Source organism: Prevotella aff. ruminicola Tc2-24 (assembly GCF_900110895.1).
In the GTDB taxonomy this organism is placed as follows: Bacteria; Bacteroidota; Bacteroidia; order Bacteroidales; family Bacteroidaceae; genus Prevotella.
Map to the genome: position 1 here is coordinate 37,879 of NZ_FOIQ01000003.1, position 26,308 is coordinate 64,186.

The window sequence follows — 26,308 nt, forward strand, 5'->3', positions numbered from 1 at the left end:
TTATTCTAACGTTCCCAACGCCTTTTGAAGATCAACCTGACTGAGTCGGACGTCAATCTCTGCGTCGATCTTCTGAGACTGCGCCTGTAACCAAGCCGTCTGTGCCTCCATCACCGTGGTCGGTGTTATCACGCCCTCACGAAAGCCGAGGTTGGCTGTACGCAAGTTCTCATCGGCACGCAGGATATTTGCCTGTGCCATAGCCAGTTTCTTATTGGCTTCACCAACTTTGAAAGTTGTCTGGTTCACCTGCAGCTCAATCATCTCACGGGCCTCAGCCAGTTCCAGACTGGCGATAGAGGTTGCCCCCTTTGAAGCGCGTACCTTATACATCACATCGCCCCAGTTCCAAAGTGGCACACGCACCATCACACCCACATTCCAGAAACCGGCAAACTTCTTCTCGAAACCATTCACCAGATTCGGGTTGCTCACTGCATAGCCACCCATGAGCATCACCTGTGGTAGATTTCCTGCCTTGAGAACGTTTGTTGCCTGCTTGGTGATATCAACAGTGTTCTGTAACATCTTCAGCTCAGGACGATGCTCAACAGCTTGTTCAATATCAAGTTTCGGTGCCAACTCAACCACGGCAATCTGATCTGTCTGCTCGTCAGCGAGAACCACCTGCTCGTCAAGTGGTAGTCCACAGAGCTGACAAAGCAACATCCGAGAGAGAACCAGTCCGTCATTGACACGTGTCAGTGCCATCTCGGCCTCATTCACCTTCACATCAACACTCAAGCCGTCACTCTTCGTGGCAATGCCTTCGTCAATCATCTTATGAACATCGGAGTCGAGTTTCCTAACAAGATCAAGATAGCCTTCTGCGAGTTTTTTCTTATGGTACAATGACACCACCTGCCAATAAGTCTGGTCTATCTTATAGAGCGTAGCTTGTCGGTGCGCTGCCATGGAATTTTCTGCCATGTCCTCACCCAAATCGGCGATCTTGTTCAGAGCGATAATACTTCCACCCATAAACACTGGTTGGGTGAGCAGTACAGAGCCAGCGAACACATTACGGGTATCTGTCCGCAAGGCATCGACAATCTTCTTTCCCTCGCTGTTGAGAGTCCCCTCCAGACCTGTCATCATGTCATTCATGTTCGACTGCATGCCGCCCATCATCTGCTGGACATTCTGCACAGGGATTCCCAGTTGAACGAGAGCGTTACCCAACTGTGAGAACGAGCCCTCCAAACCCTGTAACTGAGGCTGCATGCCTGTCATCACTCCCGTTCCCAGATACGGCAGGGTATGCTTCTGAACATCGCTCAGCAGTGAGATTTCCTCACTGGTGTACTGATAAGTGCCAATGGCGCTCACATGCGGCAGGTACTTCGTACGTGCCGACTTCCTAATATTGGCCGCCACGTCCTGCTTCAGTCGCGAGATTCCAAGTTGCTTATTGTTATGCAACGCCATCTGCCTACAACTGTCGAGCGAGAGAATACGCTGCGCACCAGCCGGTAGGAAGCCAAAGGCTAAAAGCCAAAAGCTGATAGCAATTCTCTTGTCCATGTTCTTATTTAAAGGTAAATGTACGCGAACCAATCATACTGCCGTCGACGAAGATGCTCACGCGATAGTCGCCAGCCTCCAACATCTGCGACACATTCCAATACACGGTAACAGGCGTCTCCTCACCAGTATACTCGATAACCTTCTTCGCAGAGCTCTCCAAAGTGCGGTTCTCATAGGCGAATGCGCCACCACCTGTCAAGGCATTACCTCCAGGGTTCTGTATCAGCACATAGACCGTACGGTTGCCATTAGCGGCCGTCACATTCCTAGTGATGGCAAAACTTACACGCATCTGCCTACAGTCTTTCAATTTCTGGGTAGTCTTTCCGCGCTTGTTCAACAACTGAAGCTGAATATTCGTAGCATCAAGTTGTGCAGCGATGGCGACCTTTTCCGACAGGGAAGCTTTCTCACTGCTCAGACCAGCAATCTCCGTATTACGCTGTTGAAGTTCGGCATGCACACGACTATTCTCTGCCCTCAGGTTTTGGTTTAAGCGGTTCAGAGAGTCGATCTGCATCACATAGTCGCGCAATACGGCACGCACGGTGGCCAACTCCTTCTTCAAACGTGTTATCTCACGCGCGTCGGTGGCCTTCACCTGTTTCAACTCCTCCAGCAATTGCTGGGTTCTCATCTGCTCCTGTGTCAGTTGGGCGATGATCGAGTCGTTATTAATCTGCATCTTCATCTCACTGTACTGCAAGGCGAAGCGTTCATATTCATTCTCCATCTCCTGTTTGTCAAGAGCAGCCAACTCTTGCATATCTGCATTCACCTGTTTCTGCTCTTTGAGGTCTGTAAAGAGGTAAACAACACCGCCCAATAAGAGCAGTATCACAATAATCAGAGGAATCAGTATCTTCTTATTCATATCTTTTCGTTTATTTTATCACGGTGCAAAATTATAGTTTTTCGTGGAGAAAAACAAAGAAAACTGACCTTCAATAGTTTAACCATGTTTAATTTTAAGATATTTACCGACTTTTCGACCAATTTTTACAGTTTTCTCCTCTTTTTGCTTGGAATATATGGATAAAAGATGTATATTTGCAACAAATAGCACTGACGTCTATGAATCATAACAGCTTTCTGTATAGGATATACGACCTCTATGACGAAGGATTTCGTTCAATGAGCCTTGGCAAGACCCTATGGGCCATCATCCTCATCAAGCTGTTTATCATCTTCTTCATTCTCAGACTTTTCTTCTTGCCCGACTTTCTCAAGCAGCATGCCGACGGCGACAAGGCTAGCTATGTGGCGAACGAACTCGTGGAACGAGGACATTTTTAATGTTGGTCACTAAAGCAAGACGAATGGAACATCCAAAGCGATGTCATACCTCTAAAATAATCATATGATGAGCAACCTATTCTTAAACATCGATGCAGGGATGATCGACTGGTCGAGAGCGCAGTTCGCCCTAACAGCCATCTACCACTGGCTCTTCGTGCCTCTCACTCTCGGTTTAGCGGTTATCATGGGTATCGTCGAGACAAACTATTACCGTGCAAAGCGGGCCTTTGACAAAGGAAAGACGACAGACAGGTCTGTCGCTGACTTCTGGCAGAATGCCGCGAAATTCTGGCAGCGTCTCTTTGGTGTGAACTTCGCCATGGGAGTAGCCACAGGCATCATCCTTGAATTCGAGTTCGGTACCAACTGGAGTAACTACTCGTGGTTTGTGGGCGACATCTTCGGTGCCCCATTGGCAGTAGAAGGCATCGTTGCCTTTTTCATGGAATCGACCTTTGTGGCCGTCATGTATTTCGGATGGAAAAAGGTATCACCAGGCTTCCACCTGACCTCCACATGGCTCACAGGTCTGGGCGCCACGATCTCTGCATGGTGGATCCTTGTGGCCAACGCGTGGATGCAGTACCCTGTGGGCTGTGAATTCAACCCCGACACCATGCGTAACGAGATGGTATCGTTCTTCGAGGTTGCACTCTCCCCCTTCGCCATCGACAAGTTCTGTCATACGGTCATTTCTGCTTGGATCATTGGTGCCGTATTCTGCGTAGGTGTCAGTTGCTGGTATCTGATGAAAAAACGAGAGACCCAACTTGCTCTGAAGAGCATCCGCATTGGTGCGACGGTGGGTCTGGTCGCTTCCATATTGACCGCCGTCACAGGTCACAAATCAGGCATGGACGTAGCTGAGGTACAACCCATGAAACTGGCTGCAATGGAAGCACTTTATAACGGTGGAACAAATCAGGGACTGACGGCTGTCGCATGGATAAACCCTTTTATTCAGCCCGACTATGAGAAGACCACAGAGACACCTTTGAAGGTTGAAATACCCTATGCCCTCTCTCTCATGGCGACAAACGATCCACATGGATTCGTCCCTGGCATCAACGACATTCTCGACGGCTACACGACCCCCGACGGACGGGTGGAGCCTTCCGTCGATGAGAAAATCGAACGTGGAAAGAAAGCCATCACTGCCCTCGCCGCCTACCGTAAGGCTAAGAGTGACGAGGCAGACGAGGTTGCGCTGAACACCCACCTATCCATACTCAACGAGAATATACAGTATTTCGGCTACGGCCATCTTCGCGACAAGTCTGATATTGTCCCATATATTCCTGTGAATTTCTGGGCATTCCGCATCATGGTAGGCCTTGGTTGTCTGTTCATCTTATTCTTTGCCGTTATCCTATTCGCATCGTACAAAAAGGACATCACAACCCTGCCAAAGTGGCATTATATCACAGCCATTGCGATGATTCCGTTGAGTTATATTGCCTCTGAGAGCGGTTGGCTTGTGGCAGAGTTCGGTCGTCAACCATGGACTATTCAAGACATGTTGCCCACATGGGCGGCCGTCAGTGATTTGAGTTCGTCAAGTGTAATGATCACATTCTTTCTGTTCCTCATTCTCTTTACCACACTACTTGCTGTCGAGATCACCATTCTTCTGAAACAGATCAAACAAGGAAACGTTGAGTATTAAAGCAAAACAAGAGTTATTATGTCATATGTATTTCTACAACATTATTGGTGGTTTATAGTCTCACTACTCGGAGCCTTACTTGTCTTCTTACTCTTTGTCCAGGGAGCCAACTCTTTGGCACGCACCCTCGGTTGGACGGAAGAGGGGCGTCGCCTGGTATACAACTCCACTGGTCGTAAGTGGGAGTTCACGTTTACCACCCTTGTCACTTTCGGCGGAGCATTCTTCGCATCATTCCCCTTATTCTATTCCACAAGCTTCGGGGGTGCCTACTGGCTGTGGATGATCATTCTTTTTACATTCGTGCTCCAGGCCGTAAGCTACGAGTTTCAAAATAAGTTAGGTAATTTCCTTGGCCCGCGTATCTTCCAGTTCTGTCTCACGTTCAACGGCATTGTCGGTCCATTACTGTTGGGGGCTGCCGTTGCCACCTTCTTTGAAGGCAGCAACTTCCTTATCGTGAAGGACAACCTTGTCACTGAAGGTATCATTACCCCTATTATCTCACGCTGGGCAAACACCTCGCATGGTCTCGACGCCCTACTCAATCCATGGGTACTTGTACTAGGCTTCGCTGTAGTATTTCTGACACGTGTGTTAGGCATCCTCTACGTCATGAATAATGTGGCCGACGAGGATATTCGTTCACGTGGTAGTGTACGTCTGATAGGCTCCGCTGTGCCCTTCCTGATACTATTTGTGGGTTATTTCGTCCATTTGCTGCTGAAAGAGGGATATGCCGTCAATGCCGAGGGTATCGTATACTTGGAGCCAATGAAGTACCTGAATAACTTCCTCACAATGTGGTATCTACTCGTTATTCTAATAATCGGGGTTGTGTTCGTGCTCTATGGCATTGGCAAGACCGTGCTCTCCAAGGGATACAATAGTGGCATCTGGCCTGCCGGTGTTGGAACTGTGCTCGTGATACTGACCCTATTACTCTGTGCCGGGTGGAATCGCACAGCTTATTATCCCTCGACAGCCGACATACAGTCGTCGCTCACCCTCGCCAACTCATGCAGCAGTAAGTTCACGCTCACGACGATGTTCTACGTCTCGTTGCTTGTGCCCTTCGTACTAGCATATATCGTCTACGCTTGGCGTGCCATTGACAAGAAGAAACTCGACAAGAACGAAATCCAGGACGACCACGCGTATTAGAAAGGAAAGCCAAGTTTTTATAGGAAAATAAAAATAAAGAATCCCCACCATAATGGGGATTCTTTATTTTGTTTACTGGGCGAAAAGTTCGTCAAGATAGGTGTAAAACGCAGGATCCTCGCCTGAGACAACCTTCAACAGATGTCCATCAGGATCAATAACCGCCTTCGTGGGGAAACCCTCAATCTGATACTGCTTAGCAAGCACCGACAATTTATCATCAGGACAGCGCGCCTGCAGCCAAGGCAGCTCGTATTGCTCGACAGCTGCTTTCCACTTATCCTCCGTATCCTGACAATCGACACCCAAGATCTCCATGCGATCTTTGTGTTTGGCATAGGCCTCCTTCATATGAGGAATACCACGAATACACCAAATACACCAGGACCCCCAGAAATCGAGCACCACATACTTGCCGCGGAGCGACGAGAGTGACAGTGTGTTACCCTGAAGATCGGGTAGAGAGAAATCGGGCGCGATATCGGCCACGGCCTCCGTCTGTGAAGACTCAGTAACTGCTGGCGCAGCACTCTTCGAGCGATTTGAACAAGACACCATCTGAAAACATATCAGACAGATGGTCAATAAAGTCAGGATTTTCTTTTTCATATTCGTTGATTATAGATAGCACTCAAAAATGCTCTCGACAGTCTTCTCTGGCAGTTTTTTGGAGAATAGACTGACAATCCACACCACCGGGAAGCCGCCCACCATGGCAATGGCACCACAGTTGATGGGATTGATAGGATTACCTGCGAGCATATTCACCACCGTAAGACCAACACCCCATATAAAGCAGGCCCAGACAGCAGCCGTGGTGACACGACGGCAATAGAGGCCAAGCATGAACGGTGCTAGGAACGCGCCTGCTAGAGCGCCCCACGAGATACCCATGAGCTGGGCAATGAACGTCGGCGGGTTAAGGGCGATAAGCAAGGAGATGGCAATAAAGAACATGATAAGCACACGCATGACCACCACCTTACGACGCTCGATCTTCTCAGCCACGATATCATCGATAGAACCATCTTCCACCTCACCAGGAGCGGCTTTCTTGTCACGATAGATCAAGTCAAGGGTCATCGTAGAACTAGAGGTGAGAACCAGCGATGCCAGTGTCGACATAGAGGCCGATAACACAAGGAGCACCACAAGGGCAATGAGGATATCGGGCAGAGTAACAAGCATAGCAGGTACGATTGAGTCAAAGGCAATCTTTCCATTGGCAGCGATGACAGGATCATACAGGCGTCCGAAGCCACCAAGGAAATAACAGCCACCAGCAACGATGAAAGCGAAAACGGTAGAGATGACTGTGCCACGTTTGATGGCGCTTTCGTCGGTGATAGAGTAGAACTTACCCACCATCTGAGGCAGTCCCATGGTACCAAGCGACGTCAAAATAACCACACCGAGTAACCCCAACGGGTCTGGACCGAAAAACGACGCAAAGCCGCCATTCACCGACGGATCCGCATCGGAGGGTAAGGCTGCTAACTTTTCAACAGCCGTAACCAAGCCTCCCTGAGCATTGAGCACAGCGATAATGACTGCCACAATACCAAAGAGCATGATAATACCCTGAATGAAGTCGTTCATAGCCGTGGCCTTGTATCCGCCCAGAATCACATATACAGCCGTGAGAATAGCCATGATGATGACACAGTACTCATAAGGGATGCCGAATCCCATCTCAAAAAGACGAGAGATACCACTATAGACACCTGCTGTGTAGGGAATAAGGAACACAAAAGCGATGATGGAGGCTGCCACACGCAGGCCCTGATCATCAAATCGAGTTCCAAAGAAATCGGGCATCGTTCGCGACTCGATATGCTGGGTCATCAGTCGTGTACGACGACCTAAAATAATCCATGCCAGAAGGGAACCGATGATGGCATTGCCGATACCAATCCAGGCTGACGACAGACCATATTTCCATCCAAACTGTCCGGCATAGCCAACGAAGACTACTGCCGAAAAATATGAGGTTCCAAAGGCAAAGGCCGTCAGCCAAGGACCGACAGCACGACCGCCTAGCACGAAACCTTCTACACTACTTGCCTGTTTACGGGTGTATAGTCCCACCCCTATCATCACGGCCAAAAAAATGATGGTTAATATTATTTTGATGAACATTTATCTCTCCCGACCTTCCCCGAGGGAAGGAGTGCCTAACGGGCTTCATGTAGGCACCAAATTAATTATTTCTATATTGTTTATCTCGATATCCTCGAATGGAAGAGGATTAGAAGGCTACCTGCACCTGAGCCTGAAGCCAATTGTAATCATTAGAACTGATATTCTCACCACACATACAACGGGTGTATTGTAGCTGCAAACGGCACTTCTTATAGAACCAGTACTGCACACCTAGCGTGAGGTTGGTCTGATCCCAGCCATCGACATCGGTATTACGGTCGAAAGTCTCGGCACTGGCTACTATATCAAGAGCGTCAACCACGGGGATGGCGGTCGTTACATAACCACCCATGCTACCTACCTTACCGTCCTTACCACCGAGCCATTCTGCACGAATGCAAGCAGGACGCGCCTCCTTGTATTTTGCAGGTGAATATGCACGAGTCTTGTACTCAGTACCCACGCTATAACGGTTGCGCTTATAATTGTCGCCCTCAGATATGCTAGGATTCCAAGCCGCTGTACCCACAGCACATCCCGTGCCAAGATAGCCTGAAGCCACGAAACGCAGCCCATCAACAGGGCGCAACTCAAGCTTGGCGATAAAGTCTTTCTGATTGTTCCGATCTTTTCGGTTGATACCTTGACCACTCATCAATGCCAACTCATAGTGGAGTTTACCCTTGGCCAGATCACCGAAGACCTCAAGTCCCATATCACGACCGTAGTTCACGCCATTCAAGGGGTCGGGTCCCTCACCGGCCAAATAAAGCACTGCCTGCGAATAGACGTCGATAAGTTCCAGTTGGGTAGGCGACATCGGATTCTCCATTGAGTAGGAATGCTTGAACTGACCAAGACGGATGGTCAGCGACTGATTATTTGTTACTCTGTAGTCGGTGTAAAACTCCTGTACCACACTAGAGAAGTCGTGCATGAACATAAACGACCAACGATCAGTGATACGTGCCTTTGCCCATAGTAGCGTTCTTTTAAGGTTATAGGCATTGGTGGCCTTTCCGTTAGGATTCTGGTACGACCAACCTCCCTGAGCATAGCCATTGAGCGTAATACGACTGGTAAAATCTTTCGTCCAGTCAATGTCACCACTGTTCTGCCCTTGTCCCATGGCAGAAACACTACTGAACACTGCCAGCATCACTGCCAGTGTTCTCATTTTGCAAGTCTTTCGTTTCATTTTGTCATTGTTTTCAATAAAATTTCGGTTCTTGCGTCGGCAAAATTAATATATTTATTGCAAACAGACAAAACAATCGGTATAAATTTATCTCTCAGACACATATTTCTTTTTAAACCTTTTCATCTCTCGCACGTCCAAAAATAAGAAACTAATCCTAACAGATATATGAAAGAGAGAAAGAAGCTACGTGTCGGCATTGTCGGCACGGGCTGGATTGCAGAGAAAGCGGCCATCACACTTAACGGGATGGACGATTGCGAGGCCTATGCTGTGGCTTCACGATCACAGGAGAAGGCAGACTCTTTTGCACATGAATGGGGTACTGAGAAAGCATATGGATCATACGCTGATTTGTATGCCGATCCGGACGTTGACCTCGTGTATGTAGGTACTCCCCACTCGCACCACTATGAGGTGACCAGAGACGCCCTGATGGCTGATAAACCCTGTTTGGTGGAAAAAGCCTTCATGGCCAACTACGGACAGGCTCAAGAAATCGTCAACCTAGCCCACGAGCGAAGAATCTTTCTCGCTGAAGCCATTTGGACACGCTACCAGCCAGCCGTTGGCATCGTACGCAACCTCATTGATAGCGGACGAATCGGCATGCCACGGCTATTGACAGCCACACTAGGCTATTCGATGGGCGACAAACCCCGTATCATGCGACCAGACCTCTGTGGAGGTGCTCTCCTCGATCTGGGTGTCTATGCCCTGAACTTCGTCAGGATGTTTTTTCCTGCCGACATCGTGAAGGTGGAGAGTCTGTGTGTGAAGAGCAAAACCGGCATGGATCTGACTAACGCTATCAGTATGGTCCTGGCTGACGGTATGCTATGCAATCTGCAGTCAAGCGCAGCCTGCGTTGGTGATAATATCGGTGTGATAGCAGGTACCGACGGCAACCTGATTATTGACAATATCAATAATCCACAGAAAATCACGGTCAACACCCACGACCGTGAGTTTGTAGAAGACATCCATGTGCCTCAACAGATTACCGGCTACGAATATCAGTTCGCTGCTTGCAGGCAAGCGCTTATCGATGGACGACTTGAGCCACGTGAAATGCCGCACGCAGAAACCCTTTTCATCATGCAACTCATGGATAGTCTGCGCCAAAAATGGGGTGTATGCTATCCCATGGATAACAAATACAATTAAATAAATACGATATGAGAGATTTCAATTACTATGCACCAACGGAAGTGGTGTTCGGCAAACAGTCGGAAGAACAAGTAGCGCATCTGGTGAAAAAATACGGAGGCTCAAAAGTGCTGGTTCATTATGGTGGACAGAGCGCCAAACGTTCTGGACTTCTGGATAAGATTTGTAATCTGCTCCAGGAGGAGGGTATCGACTATGTCATGCTAGGAGGAGTCGTACCAAACCCCAGACTATCACTCGCACAACAGGGTATCGAACTGTGTAGAAAAGAAAGTGTCGACTTTATTCTCGCCGTCGGTGGCGGTAGTGTAATCGACTCATCCAAATGCATCGCCTATGGCGTCGGCTTCGAGGGTAATGTATGGGATATTTATCTGGGGAAGGCCACACCCACGACGATGCTACCCGTGGCGGCCGTGCTCACCATCCCTGCTGCCGGCAGTGAGATGAGCGAGTCGAGCGTAATCACCAATGAGGATGGCGATGTAAAACTCGGTTACAGTAACAATCTGTCGCGCCCTAAGTTCGCCATCATGAACCCTGAGCGCACCTTCACCCTACCTCCCTATCAGACAGCTGCCGGCGTTACTGACATGATGATGCACACGATGGAACGATACTTCACCAAGGACGACGACATGGACCTAACCACCGATCTCGCTGAGGCTGCGTTGCGCAGTATGAAAAACGCCATCTTTGCTGTACTGAAGAATCCCGAGAACTATCGCTATCGGGCTCAGATTATGTGGGGCGGTAGCCTGATGCATAATGGACTGACAGGCTGCGGCGTCAGCGACGACTGGGCCACGCACCAGTTAGAGCACGAGCTCAGTGGTATGTTCGACGTGACACACGGAGCTGGACTGGCTGCAGTATGGCCAAGTTGGGCACGCTACGTAATGTACGAGAACCTGAGTCGTTTCGTACGCTTCGCTGTAAACGTGATGGACGTTCCCAACGATTTCACCGATCCTGAGACAACAGCTCTGAAGGGTATCGAGGCCATGGAGCGTTTCTACCATGCCATCGGTATGCCTATCAACATCAAAGAACTCATCGGTAGAGAGATCACTGACGGAGAGATTAAAGAGATGGTTCGTAAGTGTAGCCGTGGCAATACGCACACTTGCGGCTGCCTAAAGGTTCTCAAGGCAGAAGACATGGAAGCTATCTATCAAATGGCAAAAGGATGAAAATACTAATAATAGGTGGGACTGGCACCATCAGCAGTGCCATCACCCGTCAGCTTGCGGCAGCAGGTCATAACCTATGGCTTCTTAACCGTGGTACGCGCAAAGACGAAGTGCCAGCTAACGTGAGACAGGTGATTGTCGATATCGACAATACAGACGAGGTATTACGACTGTTGGGCGACGAACAGTTTGATGCCGTTTGTGAGTTTATCGGCTTCTTACCCTCACAGGTAGAACGCGACATCCGACTCTTCCGTGGTCGTACCCGTCAGTATGTTTTCATCAGTTCGGCCTCGGCCTACAACAAACCCGCCACTAGTCATATCATCACAGAGGGTACCACCCTTGCCAATCCCTATTGGGAATATTCACGCAACAAGATTGCATGTGAAGAACTCCTCATGAAGGTCTATCGTGAAGAAGCCTTCCCTGTTACTATCGTCCGACCTAGCCACACCTATTGCGAGCGTGCTGTGCCAGTAAGTGTACATGGACCGAAGGGTAGCTGGCAGGTACTGAAGCGCATGATGGAGGGGAAGCCCGTCATCGTAAACGGTGATGGTTCTTCGTTGTGGACACTAACATGGAATGAGGACTTTGCCCGCGGTTTCATCGGACTATTAGGTAACCCAAAGGCTATCGGTGAAGCTTTTCAGATTACGAGTGATGAGTCCCTGACATGGAACCAAGTCTACCAATGTGTCGCCAATGCACTTGGGGTGGAGTTCAAGCCCTATTATGTGGCCTCAGATTTCCTTGCCGCCGTCTCACCTAAAGAATGGGATTACATAGGCAACCTCATAGGCGACAAAGCTGTGGCCGTTGTTTTCGATTGTGCGAAAGTGAAAAGAGCCGTCCCTGGCTTCCAAGCCACGACCCGTTTCGACGAAGGGGTACGCCGCTGTGTATCCTATATCCTCGCCCATCCAGAACTACAGATTGAAGACCCGGACTTCGACCAATGGTGTGACCGTGTCATCACCGCTCAGGAAGTAGCAAGGCATAGTCTGATAAATAAACAATAACCAATGGATTCTTCCTGCTGTCAGATAGCAGGAAGAATCTTTTCCCATACGAGATTCAACTCTCCCTGTAAATCCTCAACATCAGAGGTAATGGCAATGACGGCATTCTTATCTGGAACGACGATGATATACTGACCACGGGCTCCGTCTGCACGGAAACAGCCAGGTCGACAGCGCCACATCTGATAACCGTAGCCTTGCATCCAATCGCTGGTTTCCTTTGTCATACCTCGCTCCTCGGCTTGCTCCAATCGGGTGCCAGGGTTGATACTCTCAACTTGTTTCTTAGACATCTCATAGACCCATTCGGCGGGGATGATCTGCTTTCCTTTCCATTTACCATTCTGCAACAAGAGCTGTCCCATCTTGGCCAGATCCTCTGTCTTCAGATAAAGACCCCAACCACCGGCACTGATACCCTGTGGACTCTCATCCCACCTTGGTTTGTCGATATGAAGGGGCTCAAAGAGACGGGTAGTCAGATAGTCTAACACCTTCTCACCCGTCACTTTCTGTACGATAGCAGAAAGCATATAAGTTCCCAAACTGTTATATAAGTAGAATGTACCAGGCGTATGTTTCACAGGATGGGCCAGGAAAGTTTTTACCCATTCTTCTCGTTTACTCTGATTAGGCTCGTCATCGTGCCCACACGTCATCGTCAACAGGTCACGAATAGTCATGGCCATCAGGTTGTCACTGACCTCATTCGGGAGTTTGTCGGGAAAGAAACTTACGACCTTGTCTGTGAGGTTCAACCTACCCTCTGCGATGGCAAGGCCGACAGCAGTAGCGGTAAACGTCTTGCTAACGGAGTGGAGAACATGGGGAACGTTAGGAGCACCCTTGCTCTGCCAATGACTGTAGATTACAGCACCATCCTTAACAATCATCACACTATGGACATCCAGTTTGGCCTTGGCAGCGGCACTAAAGAACGCATCCATCGCCGTCGTAACCTTTTCAGGTGTCTCTGCACGCGGCAGGTCAACACGCTCATCACGCTGAGACTGAGCTTGGCAGATTGTCAATACCATCAGCAGACTGCATGCAAGAAATAGCTTCTTCATATTTTTTTCGTTATTATTATTTGTCAGATTATCTTATAATCAAACAGATTCTTGCCTTGTTTCTTCTTATAAAGAAAGGTAAGAACGATGGCAAGAATGATTGTGGCAACACGACCGATATTTGTAGCGACATTGCCAATAGAGGAAGTCACTCCATCGACAGGTATCTGCTGCCAGATGGCGTTCATCAGGATATGGAAGGCGATGGATACCCATAGGGTCCCCCACTCCGCATACAGCCAACTGAAAAAAAGACTTCCCAAAGCTGTAACGGCAAAGACCTGTAGTCCCGACAACAGGTCGTTAGCCTGATAGAAATGACCGATAGTAAAGACAACGGCCGTAGATAAGGCAGCCCAGACAAAGCCCCATCGACAGAATCGGAACAATAGTCCAAAGAGGAAGCCACGAAACAGCAGTTCTTCGAACAATCCTGGCAGGATAGCACCTAACAATAGGTACTCCCAAGAAAACTCCGAACAGCCTGAAAGACTATTGCATGCCAACATCGGTAAGACACAGATTAACCCAACACACCATCCTTTGAGGAACCCGTCTCGTACCCCCCAGCACTCCCAAACGTTCCTGCCCCAACAGACAATCAGAATCGTGAAGATAGGGATGACAGCACATAGCATGTACTTCACAATCTTATTCCAGATGCTGCCGTCGGGCGTCACAAAATTAGCTAGGAATCCGAACACAGTATAGATGTCGCCTTTTGCGGTCTCGATAAAGGCTATATGGGAAAAAAGAAAGAACGCAACGAAAGCCATGATAACGATGACAGCTTTCAACACACGTGATATTCGTTTCTGGTTCATGACGTTTTAGGTTTGATGGTTAATATCAGTTACAAAGTTACGACTTTCCCTATAAACTGCCAAACAATTCTCATACAAAAAGCAGAATATAGAAAAAAAATAGTAACTTTGCGCTCTGATAAGAGGAATCTTTTATCCCAAAACAAATACGAAACAAATGATAGTATGTATTGCAGAGAAGCCAAGCGTTGCTCGTGATATTGCACGCATCCTGGGAGCCAACAGCTCACACGACGGCTATATGGAGGGCAATGGCTATCAGGTGACCTGGACATTCGGACACCTATGCACGCTGAAGGAGCCTGGCGATTACACACCGGCATGGAAGTCATGGGCATTGACACAGTTGCCGATGATTCCACAGCGTTTTGGCATCAAGCTGATCAACGATAAAGGCATCGAGAAACAGTTTAACATCATCGAACGACTGATGCAGGAGGCCGACGGCATCGTCAACTGTGGCGACGCCGGTCAGGAGGGAGAACTCATCCAGCGCTGGGTGATGCAGAAAGCGAAAGCCACTTGTCCTGTGAAACGATTATGGATATCATCGATGACCGATGAGGCTATCCGTGAAGGTTTCGCCAACCTAAAAGATCAGGCCGACTACCAGCCGCTTTACCTTGCAGGACTCTCACGCGCCATTGGCGACTGGCTTCTTGGCATGAACGCCACACGACTCTACACGCTAAAATATGGACGAGACCGTCAGGTTCTCTCGATAGGCCGCGTACAGACTCCAACCCTAGCCCTGATTGTGAACCGTCAGAAGGAGATAGAGAACTTCAAGCCTGAGCCCTATTGGGTGTTGGCTACCGTCTATCGTGACACAACCTTCACGGCGACGAAAGGAAAGTTCACCTCGAAAGAGGAAGGTGAAAAGGCCTTCACAACCATCGAGGGTAAGCCCTTTACCGTCACGAAGGTGGAGAAGAAAGCTGGCAAGGAACAGCCGCCACAACTCTACGACCTTACCTCACTGCAGGTTGACTGTAATCGTAAGTTCGGCTATTCGGCCGAAATGACGCTTAACACCATCCAGAGTCTCTACGAGAAGAAATACACCACTTATCCGCGTGTGGATACGCAGTACCTCTCCGACGACATCTATCCTAAGTGTCCCCAAACGCTCAATGGGTTGTATCAGGTAAAATTTGCTGGTATAGCGCCCTATGCGGAGTACATCAAGACTATTGGTGGCAAACAACTGAAGAAAAGTAAGCGTGTTTTCGACACCTCGAAGGTAACAGACCACCATGCTATCATCCCTACAGGAGTCATCCCACAGGGGCTCAGCGATGCCGAACAGAAGGTGTTCGATCTCGTGGCACGTCGGTTCATCGCCGTATTTCTTCCCGACTGTAAGTTCTCCACGACCACCGTCCTAGGTGTAGTCCATGGAGACGAGGATATAGAGTTTAAAGTCACTGGCAAGGAAATTCTTGATCCAGGTTGGAGGGTGACCCTCTCCTCTTCCCCTGAGGGAGGAGAAAACGCCACTGATTCTGAGAGCGACAGTTCATCCTCTACTTCGGAAAAATCGGGAGAGACGCTTCCCACCTTCGTCAAAGGCGAGTCTGGCGAACATCAGCCCACCCTCACGGAGAAATGGACTACGCCACCTGCGTATTATAATGAAGCGTCCCTGCTGCGTGCGATGGAGACAGCCGGCAAGTTCGTAGAGGACGAGACGTTACGTGCAGCCATGAAGGAAAACGGTATCGGTCGTCCTTCCTCGCGTGCCTCTATTATTGAGACGCTCTTCAAGCGCCGTTACATCAAACGTGATCGAAAACGTCTTATCGCCACCCCAACAGGCATCGAACTCATTGACCTTATCCGTGAAGAACTCCTGAAGAGTTGCGAACTCACAGGTATCTGGGAAAAAAAGCTACGCGATATCGAACATAAGACATACGACGCCCAGCAGTTTATTGAAGAACTAAAGCAACAAGTGTCAGAGATTGTCAGTCAGGTGATGAAAGACACCTCCAACCGCCGTATTACTGTCCTCTCCGACGCGGAGCTTAAGAAAATCAAATCACCAGCCTCCCCTAAAAACTCTCCTAAGTCCACCGCCACCACCTCCGCCCTTTCTTCTGAGGAAGCCGTAGAGGTAGGAGCACTTTGTCCACTCTGTGGCAAAGGCCATATCATCAAGGGCAAAACCGCCTATGGTTGCTCACGCTGGCAAGAAGGATGCACCTACCGCGTACCTTTCAAACAATAAAGCGCCCGTTTTTGCGTTTTATGTAAGGTATGCGAAAAAAAATCATCCTACTATACATCTCCTATCTCTCCGTACTGTTTAGCAGTTGCGGAGCAGATCTGGCTATGAGAAACGGTGATAAATTCTTTGCCATCGGTGAGTATTATGATGCTGCAGAACAGTATCGGAAGGCATATACTCAGACACCAGCGAAAAAGCGCGCCCTACGTGGTCAGCGAGCAAAGAAGATGGCTGAGTGCTACAGGCGCATCAACTTCACCAACAAAGCCATCACGGCCTATAACAATGTGGTACGCTACAAACAGGCAGACTCCCTGACCCACCTCTACCTCGGACAGTTATATATGAGAAACGGTAACTACAAAGAGGCCGAGAAACACTTCCTAACTGCAATCGACAGTCTGAAATCAAAAACGGCGGGTCATATGGATGATGCGTTCGTCCTGGCCAAGAACGGACTATCATCGGCACAATCAGCGCCTGTCTGGCGAAAGGAGGGCTCCACCTACACCGTGAAACGGATGGATGTGTTCAACTCCCGCCGTGCCGACTATTCGCCTGTACTCGGAGGCGATGATTACGACCAACTCTTTTTCACATCCACGCGTAATCAGGCGAAAGGTGATGACCACAGTGGCATCACAGGAACGAAAGCGCCAGATATTTTCCGCTCTCAGAAAGACGACAAGGGCAGATGGGGAAAACCACAAAGCATCGACTCCGAATTGAACTCCACGTTTGACGAGGGCGCTTGTTGTCTGTCACCCGATGGCAAGACGATGTACCTAACGCAATGCAAGACGGACCCCAACGCCCCTCGGTATGCAACCATCATGGTATCCAACCGGAACGACGCGGCATGGAGCAAGCCCATAGAACTTCTAATCTCGAAAGATACCTTATCGAGCTTCGCCCACCCTGCGGTCTCGCCAGATGGCAAGTGGCTCTACTTCGTCAGCGATATGCCTGGCGGCATGGGGGGGCTTGACATCTGGCGCTGTCGACTGGTTAGTGACAGAGAGGTGGGCAGTGTGGAAAATCTCGGGGATGTCATTAACACCCCTGGCGACGAGATGTTCCCTACATTCCGTCCCAATGGAGACCTGTATTTTTCAAGTAATGGTCATCCTGGTCTTGGCGGTCTCGATATATTTTTTATCACAAATCAGGACCTCCAATTACTTACTGATAACAATCAACTAAGCCATCCTGGATTTCCTCTGAATTCCCAAGGCGATGATTTCGGCATGACCTTCGAAGGACGCCTGAACCAAGGATTCTTCTGTTCCAATCGTGGCGACACACGCGGCTACGATCATATCTACAGCTTCTACGATCCTGAGATTATACAGACGGTGAAGGGCTGGGTCTACGAACAGGATGGTTACGAGTTGCCAGCCGCACAGGTCTATATGGTAGGCAATGACGGCACGAACCTCAAACTCAACGTCCGTGGTGACGGATCGTTCACACAAGAGGTGAAAGCTGGCACAGACTATGTGCTGCTCGCCACCTGTAAGGGATTCCTAAACCATCAGGAGCAGTTGTACGTCGAACCCGCCAAAGCGTCTAAAGAGTACGTATTACAATTCCCCTTGGCCAACATCTCCGCCCCTGTGCTGATAGAGAATATCTTCTACGATTTCGATAAGGCGACATTACGTCCTGAGTCTGCGACAGCCCTCGACGAGTTGGTTCGTCTTCTAAACGAGAACCCCAATATCACCATCGAGCTTTCTGCCCATACAGATTGCCGAGGTTCCGAGGTCTATAACGAACGACTTTCCCAACGACGAGCAGAGAGTGTTGTCGCTTACCTGATTGAACATGGCATTGCAGCCGATCGGCTCACCCCCAAAGGTTATGGAGAGGGTAAGCCTAAGCAAATCAAACGGAAGACTGCAGAAAAATATCCGTTCCTCAAAGAGGGCGACGTGCTGACAGAGTCTTTAATCGCCACACTCTCTGAGGAACGGCAGGAATTATGTCACCAGTTAAACCGGCGTACAGAGTTTATAGTGCTGAGGACAACCTACGGGCTGTTTGATAAGGAAGGAAAAATATTACGAAAACCAACACCAACAGAACCACCCAAGGATTAATGGATATCTCTGTCGTCGGAGCTGTTACCATGAATATCTCAAACCATCCGATTGTCATACGCACAGCAGCCAAGAACCACCCCTGTACGACCTGCCAACCTCCCAGCAAGAAGAACATTGCGACACCCACAACACCACAGAATATCGTCCACAGCCTAGAAAGTCTGCGTACCTGCTCCACCCTACGTTCCGGCAGGTTCTGCATTACCCGCTCCGTGAAGCCACGATCCTCAATCTGCTGCTGAGCAGCCTGCTTGAAGAAATCCTCTAACATGATCTTCTCTTTATCTGTCATACCCATTCTGCTTTAAATAATTCACCATTTTTTCTTTTCCTCGTCTCAGATGCGATTTCACCGTATTCTCTGGAATACCTGTTATCTCCGCAATCTTGTCGATCTGATGACCGTCAATCAGTTGAAGAGTGATACAGGTTCGTTCATCAGGCTTCAGCAACGATAACGCCTTATACAGATCCATCTTCAGGTTTTCATCGCTCGAGACGGATGAGTTTTTTACAGCTCTTGAAGTATCTATATCGTCTGTCTGACGCAAAGATCTCACATAGTCATAATGCACATTATATGCAATTCGGAAGAGCCATGTGGAGAAACTTGCCATGCCACGGAACTTCGTAATGTTCACATAGGCCTTAATGAAGGTCTCCTGCGCCAGGTCGTCGCTCAGTTGTTCGTCTCCCAACGTCTGGTTCAAAAAGAACCGACGCACAGGTGACTGATACTTCCTCACAAGCTGATCAAAGGCCCGCTTGTTATGGAATACCGCCACCTGCGTTACAAGAGAGATGTCACTGAGTTCTGCCATCAATCTATTATTATCAACTAACCAAACTTCTCTCAGGCATCACAATCCACAGCACGATGTAGAAGATGACTCCACAGAAAGCTGTAAAGAGTGTGAGAAACGCGTATGCAACTCGTACCATTACCGGATCGAAGTCCAAGTACTCAGCGATGCCACCGCAAACACCTGCTATCACTCTGTCATTAGAGCGCATCAGTCTTTTGTTCATTGTCGCGCGTATTTAAATTGTTATAAAACTGACTATTTCGTGGGTCACCTTTCTTATCCTGACGGGCCACAATCCATTTACCCAGTCCGATGAAGAACACCAAGGCTCCGATACCAAAACCAAGCTTACCCATGATAATCCCCAGGAAGATGGCGAGTCCGACACCCGTAAACATCTGCCTCAGTCCAGCCTGATATGTATTGCTGTCCCAATCGTCCTTTTCTTTCTTTAGGATATCGTCGGGAATGGGCTGCCCGTTCTGCATGGCCATCTGAGCTAATCTGTATCTCTCACGACGGTTTTTGTTCACGAAGTAGAAGATTGCGATGATAATACCTATCGGGGCAACCACGCAAGTTAACAGGACTATCAGCACGACGAAGCCCATGCCAAAGATCTCATCACGTCCCATCCCAGAGAAGTAACTTCCAGGGAAATCGTCATCAGCGTAGACGTGGCGGTGCGTGATGTACTTATCATCCTCAGCATCCTCAGCACTCTTGGCGTTTGCCGTGTCAGAGTAGGCCTCGATGGCGGGCTGATCTTTCTTAGTTGAGTCCACCTGCTCCGTACGCGGAGTATGGCGGTGCTTCTGTGCTGCTGCATTAGCATTCATGCTAAGCGTGAGCACCATGGCGATTGCGATCAAATACTTTTTCATATCTTTTCTTTCCCTTTTATGACATTTACACCTATTTGACGTTGCAAGAAGATAATAAGTTGCACTTTTATGCGCAAAGTTCGCATAATTTTTTTAATTTTGCAAGCAAATGACAAAATTACCAGAGGATTTTTTGCGTCAGACAAGATTGGTGATGGGCGATGAGCGCTTCAACCGTTTCATGGAGGCTTTCGACGAGGAGGCTCCCACGAGCATCCGTCTCAACCCAAAGAAGTGCTCATCTGAGCTTTCATGTCCCAACCCTCCATACGAATGTGTGCCTTGGTGCCCAGAGGGGTTCTACCTCGCAGGGCGTCCGCAGTTTACCTTCGATCCTCTTCTCCATGCAGGCTGCTATTATGTACAGGAGGCCTCGTCGATGTTTGTCACTCATATCCTTCGACAGTTCGTCAAGAGTCCAGTAACGATGCTCGACCTCTGTGCAGCTCCAGGAGGAAAATCGACAGCAGCTCGTAGTGTCCTTCCTGAAGGCAGTATGCTTGTCAGCAACGAGCCCATGGCCACGCGTGCCCAGATTCTTCTGGAGAACATCACAAAATGGGGATGGACGGATTGTATCGTCACCAACAACTATCCGCATGACTTCCGGAAAGCCAAGACCCTCTTCGATGTCATCCTCTGCGATGTGCCATGCTCAGGTGAGGGTATGTTCCGAAAAGACCCCACAACCATCAGCGAGTGGAGTGTGCAGAACGTCGAGAAATGCTGGCATCTGCAACGTGAGATTGTCTCCGACGCATGGACCTGTCTGCGACCAGGCGGACTTCTCATCTATAGTACCTGTACTTTTAACACAAAAGAAAACGAGGAGAACGTGCGCTGGATGCAGGAAGAGTTGGACGCAGAGATTCTTCCTGTCACCATCCAACCGGAATGGCATATCACGGGCTCATTGCTCGATGGTTTCGACGAACCTGTCTACCGTTTCATCCCTGGCATCACCCGCGGTGAAGGACTGTTCATCTGTGCCCTGCACAAGAAAACAGCCTATAAAAGTAATCATAACCATCCACTATCCACTATCCACTCTAAACTGAAGGTTCTCACGCCCGACATGCCTCAGGGCCATTTCCCACAAGTGGAACTTTCCTATGGCGAGGCACTTCAATACCTCCGCGGCGAAGCGCTCGTGCTTCCCCCAGACACTCCACGTGGCCTCATCACCACGACCTACAAAGGCATCCCTCTCGGACCTATGAAGAATATTGGTAATCGCGCCAACAATCTCTATCCGAAACCATGGCGCATCAAGACCACTCATCTACCCTCAACCCCACCAGACATTCTACGATCTTAATCTTCAATGTTCAATATAAATGAAGCAATATCTCGACATTCTTAACCGCATCCTCACTGAAGGTACAGAGAAAGGTGACCGTACTGGCACTGGTACCATCAGCATTTTTGGCACTCAGAGCCGTTACAATCTCAGCGATGGGTTCCCCTTACTCACCACGAAGAAACTACATCTGAAAAGTATCATCTACGAACTGCTATGGTTCCTCAAAGGCGATACTAATGTAAAGTATCTGCAGGAGCATGGCGTACGCATCTGGAACGAATGGGCCGACGAGAACGGCGAACTCGGACCTGTATATGGACACCAATGGCGCTCATGGCCCGACTATAATGGTGGTACCATCGACCAAATACAATATGTATTGGATCAATTGAGGAACAACCCCGACTCTCGTCGTATGATTGTCTCTGCCTGGAACGTGGCCGAGGTTAACAAGATGGCCCTGCCGCCCTGTCACACCATCTTCCAGTTCTATACCAGTCCCATCACCGACTCCGAAGGAAGGAACACACGTCGTCTGTCGCTCCAACTCTATCAGCGTTCAGCCGACACGTTCCTCGGTGTACCGTTTAACATTGCCTCGTACGCCCTTCTGTTACAGATGATGGCACAGGTGACAGGTTATCAGGTGGGCGACTTCATCCACACCACAGGCGACACCCATCTCTACCTGAACCATATCGAACAGGCCCGCCTCCAACTCACTCGTGAGCCGCGACAATTGCCTACGATGAAGATCAATCCTGACGTGAAGTCACTTTTTGATTTCCAATACGAGGATTTCGAACTCATTGGTTACGATCCTCACCCACATATTAAGGCAGACGTTTCTGTATAGCCCAAAATTTATCGTGAATAGTTATGATTTCCATTATAGCAAATGTGGCTCGTAATCGAGCCATCGGATTTAAGAACAAGTTGATCTATTGGTTGCCCAACGACATGAAGCGTTTTAAGTCGCTCACCACAGGGCACACCATCATCATGGGACGTAACACGTATCTCTCGCTCCCCAAAGGCGCCCTCCCCAATCGTCGTAACATCGTCCTCAGCCGTCAATATCGCTCGGGGGAATTTCCCAATCCTCCTGGCTGCGAGACTTTCGCATCGCTCGAGGAAGCTCTCAAACACTGCGCAGCCGATGAGGATATCTACATCATCGGCGGTGCCAGCGTTTATCGTCAGGCCATGCCCATAGCCGATCGTCTTTGTCTAACAGAAGTCGACGACACCCCGGCAGAGGCCGATACTTTCTTCCCTTCATATAAGGATGACTGGAAGGAAACATGGCGCGAGAATCACGAGACCGACGAGCGACATGCTCATCGCTACGCATTTGTCGACTACATCAGGAAATGATCGGAACCATCGTCAATACAGCCGCCATCAATCACCTCATCCTGTCGGGTATCGTATAAGCGATTACTCGTTCACTGCGTTCTGTGCTCTGAATTTCACCGGTAACGTATAGCTGATACTCGCTGGTGTACCATCGGCCATGCGGGCAGGATCCCACTTTGGGCATTTCTTCAGGAGCTTAACCACTTGTTGGCCAAACTCTTTCTGCGCCGATTCCGACACAATCATAATGTCAGCGAGATGCCCTTCCTTGGTGACAACAAAAGACACTTTCACCTCGGCATCCATCGTCTCTAAACCTTGAGGATACTCGAGGTTGGACGATACCCATTTTAGGAACTCACTAAAGTCATACTGCCCATCGAATTTGGGCGACATGACATTCTCAGGCAGCACCTCGATAGCCTTCAACTCCTGTGTAACCTGACCGCTCTTCTCCTGACTATCTCGTGTGAACCATCCTATAAGGATGACACCTACAGCGATACACAAAACTATGATGGCATACCTAAGCCACGCCACACGTTTCTTTCCGCCAATCACATAGACGTCATTCTCATAATTCTTCATAGTAACCTTCTGCTTTTAACGTTTTCCTCAATCATTGATTTTAACGACTTAAGAGCATCGCGCGATGCGTTGAGTGTGAACCCCTCCGCCATCTTATCGCTCGAAAGAATCAGTTCCTGTGATGGAATGTTTATACAATAGATGTAATTACTATTGATGATCAAGCTCTTCCCCAGACGAATAAAGATCTGCGATTCCAGCCCGAGCTGACTCTCCAGCAACTTCTCGAAAGTCGACAAGTTGAAAGAGAAGACATGCTTGCGCCCATCAGTCAATACCATCGTAGAATAGCTACCATCCGAAGATATGTACGCGACATCAGGAACGGCGACTCTCACAAGAACATTGCTGTTCGACAGTATCAAATATTTGAAATCCATGCTCTTTTCTCATATGATGCTGCAAATATACATATTTTCTCCAAATAATCGGCCTATAATCATTCCTCTATTTCACGAAATATGTATTTCACTTCACAAATCATCAGTTTGGTACGACATCCGATCGTCTGGCAACCCCCTTTCCCGCGTTTTCCGTCATTTTATGAACTGACTGAGGGACATTGTGAAACGCGTTACTATTTTTTCGTCATTTCATGATTTCCTACTTATCTTTGTCCCCATGAAACGATTACACCTATTATTGATTATTGGTATTTCCACTGCGTCGTTTGCCCAGGCTCCGGAAAAGAGGGTGAACGATACAGAAGTTGCTAACGACTCTGTCAGTACTGTGACTCTCGACAGATCGGCTCATGAGTTGAAGGGAGTCACTGTCATGGGACGACTGCCTATGCGAGTTAACGAGAATGGTGCCTTGCGATACAGCGGTCGTCTATTGATCAAGAATCGTCCCGTCAGGAACGCGCTCGACATGCTCGATGAGATACCGACCCTGCAAAGGACAGGCAACCAATATGCCATCATTGGTGCCACATCATTCTGCATTCTCATCAACGGCAAGAAAAGTGGCATGTCCGAGGAACAACTTCGAAACTACCTCTCCTCACTTCCACCAGAAAGGGTAGCTAACATTGATGTGTATTACAATACGCCACGTCGCTTTGGGGTCAGAGGGGCTTCTGTGAATATCGTACTCACCAAGGCTCGTTCCCACACCCTTGAAATGAAAGGTGATATCTATGGAGGACTCGATCAAGCGACTTATACAAGTGCGAACAGCGGCATTAACCTGAGTCTCTCGTCGGCGAGATGGTCAGCCAACATGGGTTACACCGGTTCCTACGACAATCTGATCAGAAAGATGGAACTTGATGCCAGTCACCTTCTGAAAGGACATACATATGATGTGCATCAGGCAGACAGACGAAGAATCAGATCATTCGATAACAATATGTATGCCGATGGCGATATCACACTGAACGAGAAATCATCACTCTCCCTCTCCTATGTGTTACAGGAGGAGCATCCTAAGGTCAGTTCAACGGCCCTGACCTTGTTCGATGGAGCACCCTACCCGAGCGGCACTCATACCAAGAGTCCTTCGTGGCTACACAACCTGAAAGTATCCTTTAACAGCAATGAGTTGGAAGTGGGTATCAATGCCACGTTCTACAACGAGAAGGAGCGTCAGACTCTCTCCGAATCGTACGAAAGCAGTCTCGACGGCTGTTACAGACAACATGTTACTAAGTGTGGTGTCTACCTCGACCATCAGATCCGTTGTCTGGGAGGTCACATCAACTTCGGCTTCAGAGGCGACATCTCTACCACTACAAACGACAAGGACATCTATCTTACCAGGGATTTCACAGACGGGTCTTCCCAATTCGAGCAGAAAGAGCAGTCGGGTTCGGCCTATCTGGGCTACCGTCAACCGCTGGGTAAGAAAGGTTTCCTGAACCTCTCACTCGAAGGCGAGTACTTCCACTCGTCATATAACAAGGACGGCACCTCAGAGTGCACCCTATGGGAGCAATGGCACCTCTATCCCTCTCTCACCCTCGTCTACCGTCCACGATCTCGACATGTCGTCCAACTAACCGTCAACAGTGAGAAGTACTATCCCTCCTACTGGACCACGGCAGCCAATCGTACCTACATCAACGCCTACTGCGTGAGCGATGGTAACACCTCACTAAAACCCTACGTGAAATATAGCTGTAACCTGAACTATATTATCAAATCAAAATATATCTTCGGTATGTTTGCCGAGACCAGTCCCGACCATTTCACCCAGTCGATGGTTCTCAGTGATAGTGAACTACATGCCGTCTACAAGTATTTCAACCTTAATCGTGACTATCGCTACGGACTCATGGCTGTCACTCCTGTCGACTGGACCAAGACCTTCCAGACACAATTCACGGTCATGGCCTTCGACATGCACCAAAGCGGACATATCGACGACGCCATCTCATTCTCAAAAAGCAAGGTCACCTCGATATTCAGGGTTAACAATCATCTCTCTCTCTTTAATAAAAAGTTCAATCTTGAGCTATCTGGGTGGTATCAGTGCCCTGCCATCCAAGGCTACTACGATGTACTAGCAATGTACGCCGCCTCGGCAGGTATCACCTGGACGCCCCCCGTCGAAGGTCTTTCGCTCTCTTTGAAGGGCGAAGACCTCTTCGGCACCTATCGAATGAAGACCAGGTGCGACGTCGGCAAGATGAGATATGCATTCTGCAACGATGTCGACATGCAGTCATTCGCGCTCACTGTCCGCTACACCTTCAACGGTTACAAAGGTCACAAGAAAACCTCTGTTGACACCTCACGATTCGGTTTATAAG

At 48.9% G+C, this 26,308-nt stretch carries 25 protein-coding genes; 12 read left to right on the top strand and 13 right to left on the bottom strand.

Going from position 1 to position 26,308, the window contains the following annotated elements; translation table 11 throughout:
- Window positions 1-1,524 carry a TolC family protein gene (locus BMY63_RS06435; protein WP_091901532.1) on the bottom strand — a complete coding sequence of 508 codons (1,524 nt, stop codon included), beginning with the start codon at window positions 1,522-1,524 and terminating at the stop codon, window positions 1-3.
- 4 nt (window positions 1,525-1,528) lie between these two features.
- Window positions 1,529-2,401 carry a hypothetical protein gene (locus BMY63_RS06440; protein ID WP_091901529.1) on the bottom strand — a complete coding sequence of 291 codons (873 nt, stop codon included), beginning with the start codon at window positions 2,399-2,401 and terminating at the stop codon, window positions 1,529-1,531.
- A gap of 200 nt (window positions 2,402-2,601) precedes the next feature.
- Here BMY63_RS06440 and BMY63_RS06445 point away from each other — a divergent pair, with 200 nt between their 5' ends.
- The 3 genes from BMY63_RS06445 (at window position 2,602) to BMY63_RS06455 (ending at window position 5,656) form a co-directional block, all read left to right on the top strand.
- Window positions 2,602-2,823: a DUF4492 domain-containing protein gene (locus BMY63_RS06445; RefSeq protein WP_091901527.1), complete on the top strand. Its 222-nt coding sequence runs from the start codon at window positions 2,602-2,604 to the stop codon at window positions 2,821-2,823.
- Window positions 2,824-2,890: 67 nt separating this feature from the next.
- Window positions 2,891-4,492 (top strand): cytochrome ubiquinol oxidase subunit I, encoded by a 1,602-nt coding sequence (locus BMY63_RS06450; RefSeq protein ID WP_091901629.1) that lies wholly within the window; start codon window positions 2,891-2,893, stop codon window positions 4,490-4,492.
- Between the two features lie 18 nt (window positions 4,493-4,510).
- On the top strand, window positions 4,511-5,656 hold the full coding sequence (locus tag BMY63_RS06455) for a cytochrome d ubiquinol oxidase subunit II (RefSeq protein WP_091901526.1): 1,146 nt from the start codon (window positions 4,511-4,513) through the stop codon (window positions 5,654-5,656).
- A gap of 72 nt (window positions 5,657-5,728) precedes the next feature.
- Here the strand turns inward: BMY63_RS06455 and BMY63_RS06460 are convergent, their stop codons facing one another.
- From BMY63_RS06460 to BMY63_RS06470, 3 genes are all read right to left on the bottom strand, one after another.
- Entirely contained in the window at window positions 5,729-6,265 is a 537-nt protein-coding gene (locus BMY63_RS06460) for a TlpA family protein disulfide reductase (protein WP_091901524.1), read from the bottom strand.
- 9 nt (window positions 6,266-6,274) lie between these two features.
- The gene (locus tag BMY63_RS06465) at window positions 6,275-7,795 is read right to left on the bottom strand and encodes a sodium:solute symporter family transporter (protein WP_091901522.1); all 1,521 of its coding nucleotides are present in this window, start codon (window positions 7,793-7,795) and stop codon (window positions 6,275-6,277) included.
- 109 nt (window positions 7,796-7,904) lie between these two features.
- Window positions 7,905-8,975, bottom strand: coding sequence for a hypothetical protein (locus tag BMY63_RS06470; protein WP_091915510.1), 1,071 nt, complete (start codon window positions 8,973-8,975; stop codon window positions 7,905-7,907).
- Between the two features lie 189 nt (window positions 8,976-9,164).
- Between BMY63_RS06470 and BMY63_RS06475 the strand changes: the two genes are divergently transcribed.
- The 3 genes from BMY63_RS06475 to BMY63_RS06485 are packed head-to-tail and all read left to right on the top strand — an operon-like array spanning window position 9,165 to window position 12,384.
- On the top strand, window positions 9,165-10,163 hold the full coding sequence (locus BMY63_RS06475) for a Gfo/Idh/MocA family protein (protein WP_091901520.1): 999 nt from the start codon (window positions 9,165-9,167) through the stop codon (window positions 10,161-10,163).
- Window positions 10,164-10,174: 11 nt separating this feature from the next.
- Window positions 10,175-11,359, top strand: coding sequence for an iron-containing alcohol dehydrogenase (locus BMY63_RS06480; protein ID WP_091901518.1), 1,185 nt, complete (start codon window positions 10,175-10,177; stop codon window positions 11,357-11,359).
- On the top strand, window positions 11,356-12,384 hold the full coding sequence (locus tag BMY63_RS06485) for an SDR family oxidoreductase (RefSeq protein WP_091901516.1): 1,029 nt from the start codon (window positions 11,356-11,358) through the stop codon (window positions 12,382-12,384). Before BMY63_RS06480 ends, BMY63_RS06485 begins: the two co-directional genes overlap by 4 nt.
- A gap of 20 nt (window positions 12,385-12,404) precedes the next feature.
- Here the strand turns inward: BMY63_RS06485 and BMY63_RS06490 are convergent, their stop codons facing one another.
- Together BMY63_RS06490 and BMY63_RS06495 are read right to left on the bottom strand one after the other, a co-directional pair.
- The gene (locus BMY63_RS06490; RefSeq protein ID WP_091915512.1) at window positions 12,405-13,454 is read right to left on the bottom strand and encodes a serine hydrolase domain-containing protein; all 1,050 of its coding nucleotides are present in this window, start codon (window positions 13,452-13,454) and stop codon (window positions 12,405-12,407) included.
- A 23-nt stretch (window positions 13,455-13,477) separates the two neighbouring features.
- The gene (locus tag BMY63_RS06495; protein WP_091915514.1) at window positions 13,478-14,278 is read right to left on the bottom strand and encodes a CPBP family intramembrane glutamic endopeptidase; all 801 of its coding nucleotides are present in this window, start codon (window positions 14,276-14,278) and stop codon (window positions 13,478-13,480) included.
- A 157-nt stretch (window positions 14,279-14,435) separates the two neighbouring features.
- On the opposite strand from BMY63_RS06495, the gene BMY63_RS06500 reads away from it, so the two are divergent.
- A complete protein-coding gene (locus BMY63_RS06500) occupies window positions 14,436-16,508 on the top strand; it encodes a DNA topoisomerase 3 (RefSeq protein WP_091901510.1) in 2,073 nt (690 codons plus the stop codon).
- 29 nt (window positions 16,509-16,537) lie between these two features.
- Complete coding sequence (gene porE / locus BMY63_RS06505) at window positions 16,538-18,610, top strand: PorE family type IX secretion system protein (protein WP_091915515.1); 2,073 nt, start codon at window positions 16,538-16,540, stop codon at window positions 18,608-18,610.
- Here the strand turns inward: porE and BMY63_RS06510 are convergent.
- Genes BMY63_RS06510 through BMY63_RS06525 form a run of 4 tightly spaced genes read right to left on the bottom strand, consistent with a single transcriptional unit; the run spans window position 18,522 to window position 20,303 of the window.
- Complete coding sequence (locus BMY63_RS06510; protein ID WP_177178400.1) at window positions 18,522-18,905, bottom strand: DUF5056 domain-containing protein; 384 nt, start codon at window positions 18,903-18,905, stop codon at window positions 18,522-18,524. The genes porE and BMY63_RS06510 overlap by 89 nt on opposite strands.
- A complete protein-coding gene (locus BMY63_RS06515) occupies window positions 18,895-19,434 on the bottom strand; it encodes an RNA polymerase sigma factor (protein ID WP_091901504.1) in 540 nt (179 codons plus the stop codon). The genes BMY63_RS06510 and BMY63_RS06515 overlap by 11 nt, the downstream gene beginning before the upstream one ends.
- Before the next feature lie 13 nt (window positions 19,435-19,447).
- A complete protein-coding gene (locus BMY63_RS06520) occupies window positions 19,448-19,642 on the bottom strand; it encodes a PspC domain-containing protein (RefSeq protein ID WP_091901502.1) in 195 nt (64 codons plus the stop codon).
- Entirely contained in the window at window positions 19,617-20,303 is a 687-nt protein-coding gene (locus BMY63_RS06525; RefSeq protein WP_091915518.1) for a DUF6249 domain-containing protein, read from the bottom strand. The genes BMY63_RS06520 and BMY63_RS06525 overlap by 26 nt, the downstream gene beginning before the upstream one ends.
- A 109-nt stretch (window positions 20,304-20,412) precedes the next feature.
- Here BMY63_RS06525 and BMY63_RS06530 point away from each other — a divergent pair, with 109 nt between their 5' ends.
- The 3 genes from BMY63_RS06530 to BMY63_RS06540 are packed head-to-tail and all read left to right on the top strand — an operon-like array spanning window position 20,413 to window position 22,983.
- A complete protein-coding gene (locus BMY63_RS06530) occupies window positions 20,413-21,621 on the top strand; it encodes a methyltransferase RsmF C-terminal domain-like protein (RefSeq protein ID WP_091915520.1) in 1,209 nt (402 codons plus the stop codon).
- A gap of 19 nt (window positions 21,622-21,640) precedes the next feature.
- Window positions 21,641-22,462, top strand: a complete 822-nt coding sequence (locus BMY63_RS06535) for a thymidylate synthase (protein ID WP_091915522.1) — start codon at window positions 21,641-21,643, stop codon at window positions 22,460-22,462.
- Between the two features lie 23 nt (window positions 22,463-22,485).
- The gene (locus BMY63_RS06540) at window positions 22,486-22,983 is read left to right on the top strand and encodes a dihydrofolate reductase (protein ID WP_091915524.1); all 498 of its coding nucleotides are present in this window, start codon (window positions 22,486-22,488) and stop codon (window positions 22,981-22,983) included.
- 63 nt (window positions 22,984-23,046) lie between these two features.
- Here BMY63_RS06540 and BMY63_RS06545 read toward each other — a convergent pair whose 3' ends face one another.
- Entirely contained in the window at window positions 23,047-23,553 is a 507-nt protein-coding gene (locus BMY63_RS06545; RefSeq protein WP_091915526.1) for a TonB family protein, read from the bottom strand.
- On the bottom strand, window positions 23,550-23,933 hold the full coding sequence (locus tag BMY63_RS06550) for a LytTR family DNA-binding domain-containing protein (protein ID WP_091901487.1): 384 nt from the start codon (window positions 23,931-23,933) through the stop codon (window positions 23,550-23,552). Before BMY63_RS06550 ends, BMY63_RS06545 begins: the two co-directional genes overlap by 4 nt.
- Window positions 23,934-24,174: 241 nt before the next feature.
- Here BMY63_RS06550 and BMY63_RS06555 point away from each other — a divergent pair, with 241 nt between their 5' ends.
- The gene (locus BMY63_RS06555; RefSeq protein ID WP_091915528.1) at window positions 24,175-26,307 is read left to right on the top strand and encodes an outer membrane beta-barrel protein; all 2,133 of its coding nucleotides are present in this window, start codon (window positions 24,175-24,177) and stop codon (window positions 26,305-26,307) included.
- The last annotated feature ends 1 nt before the right edge of the window (window position 26,308 follow it).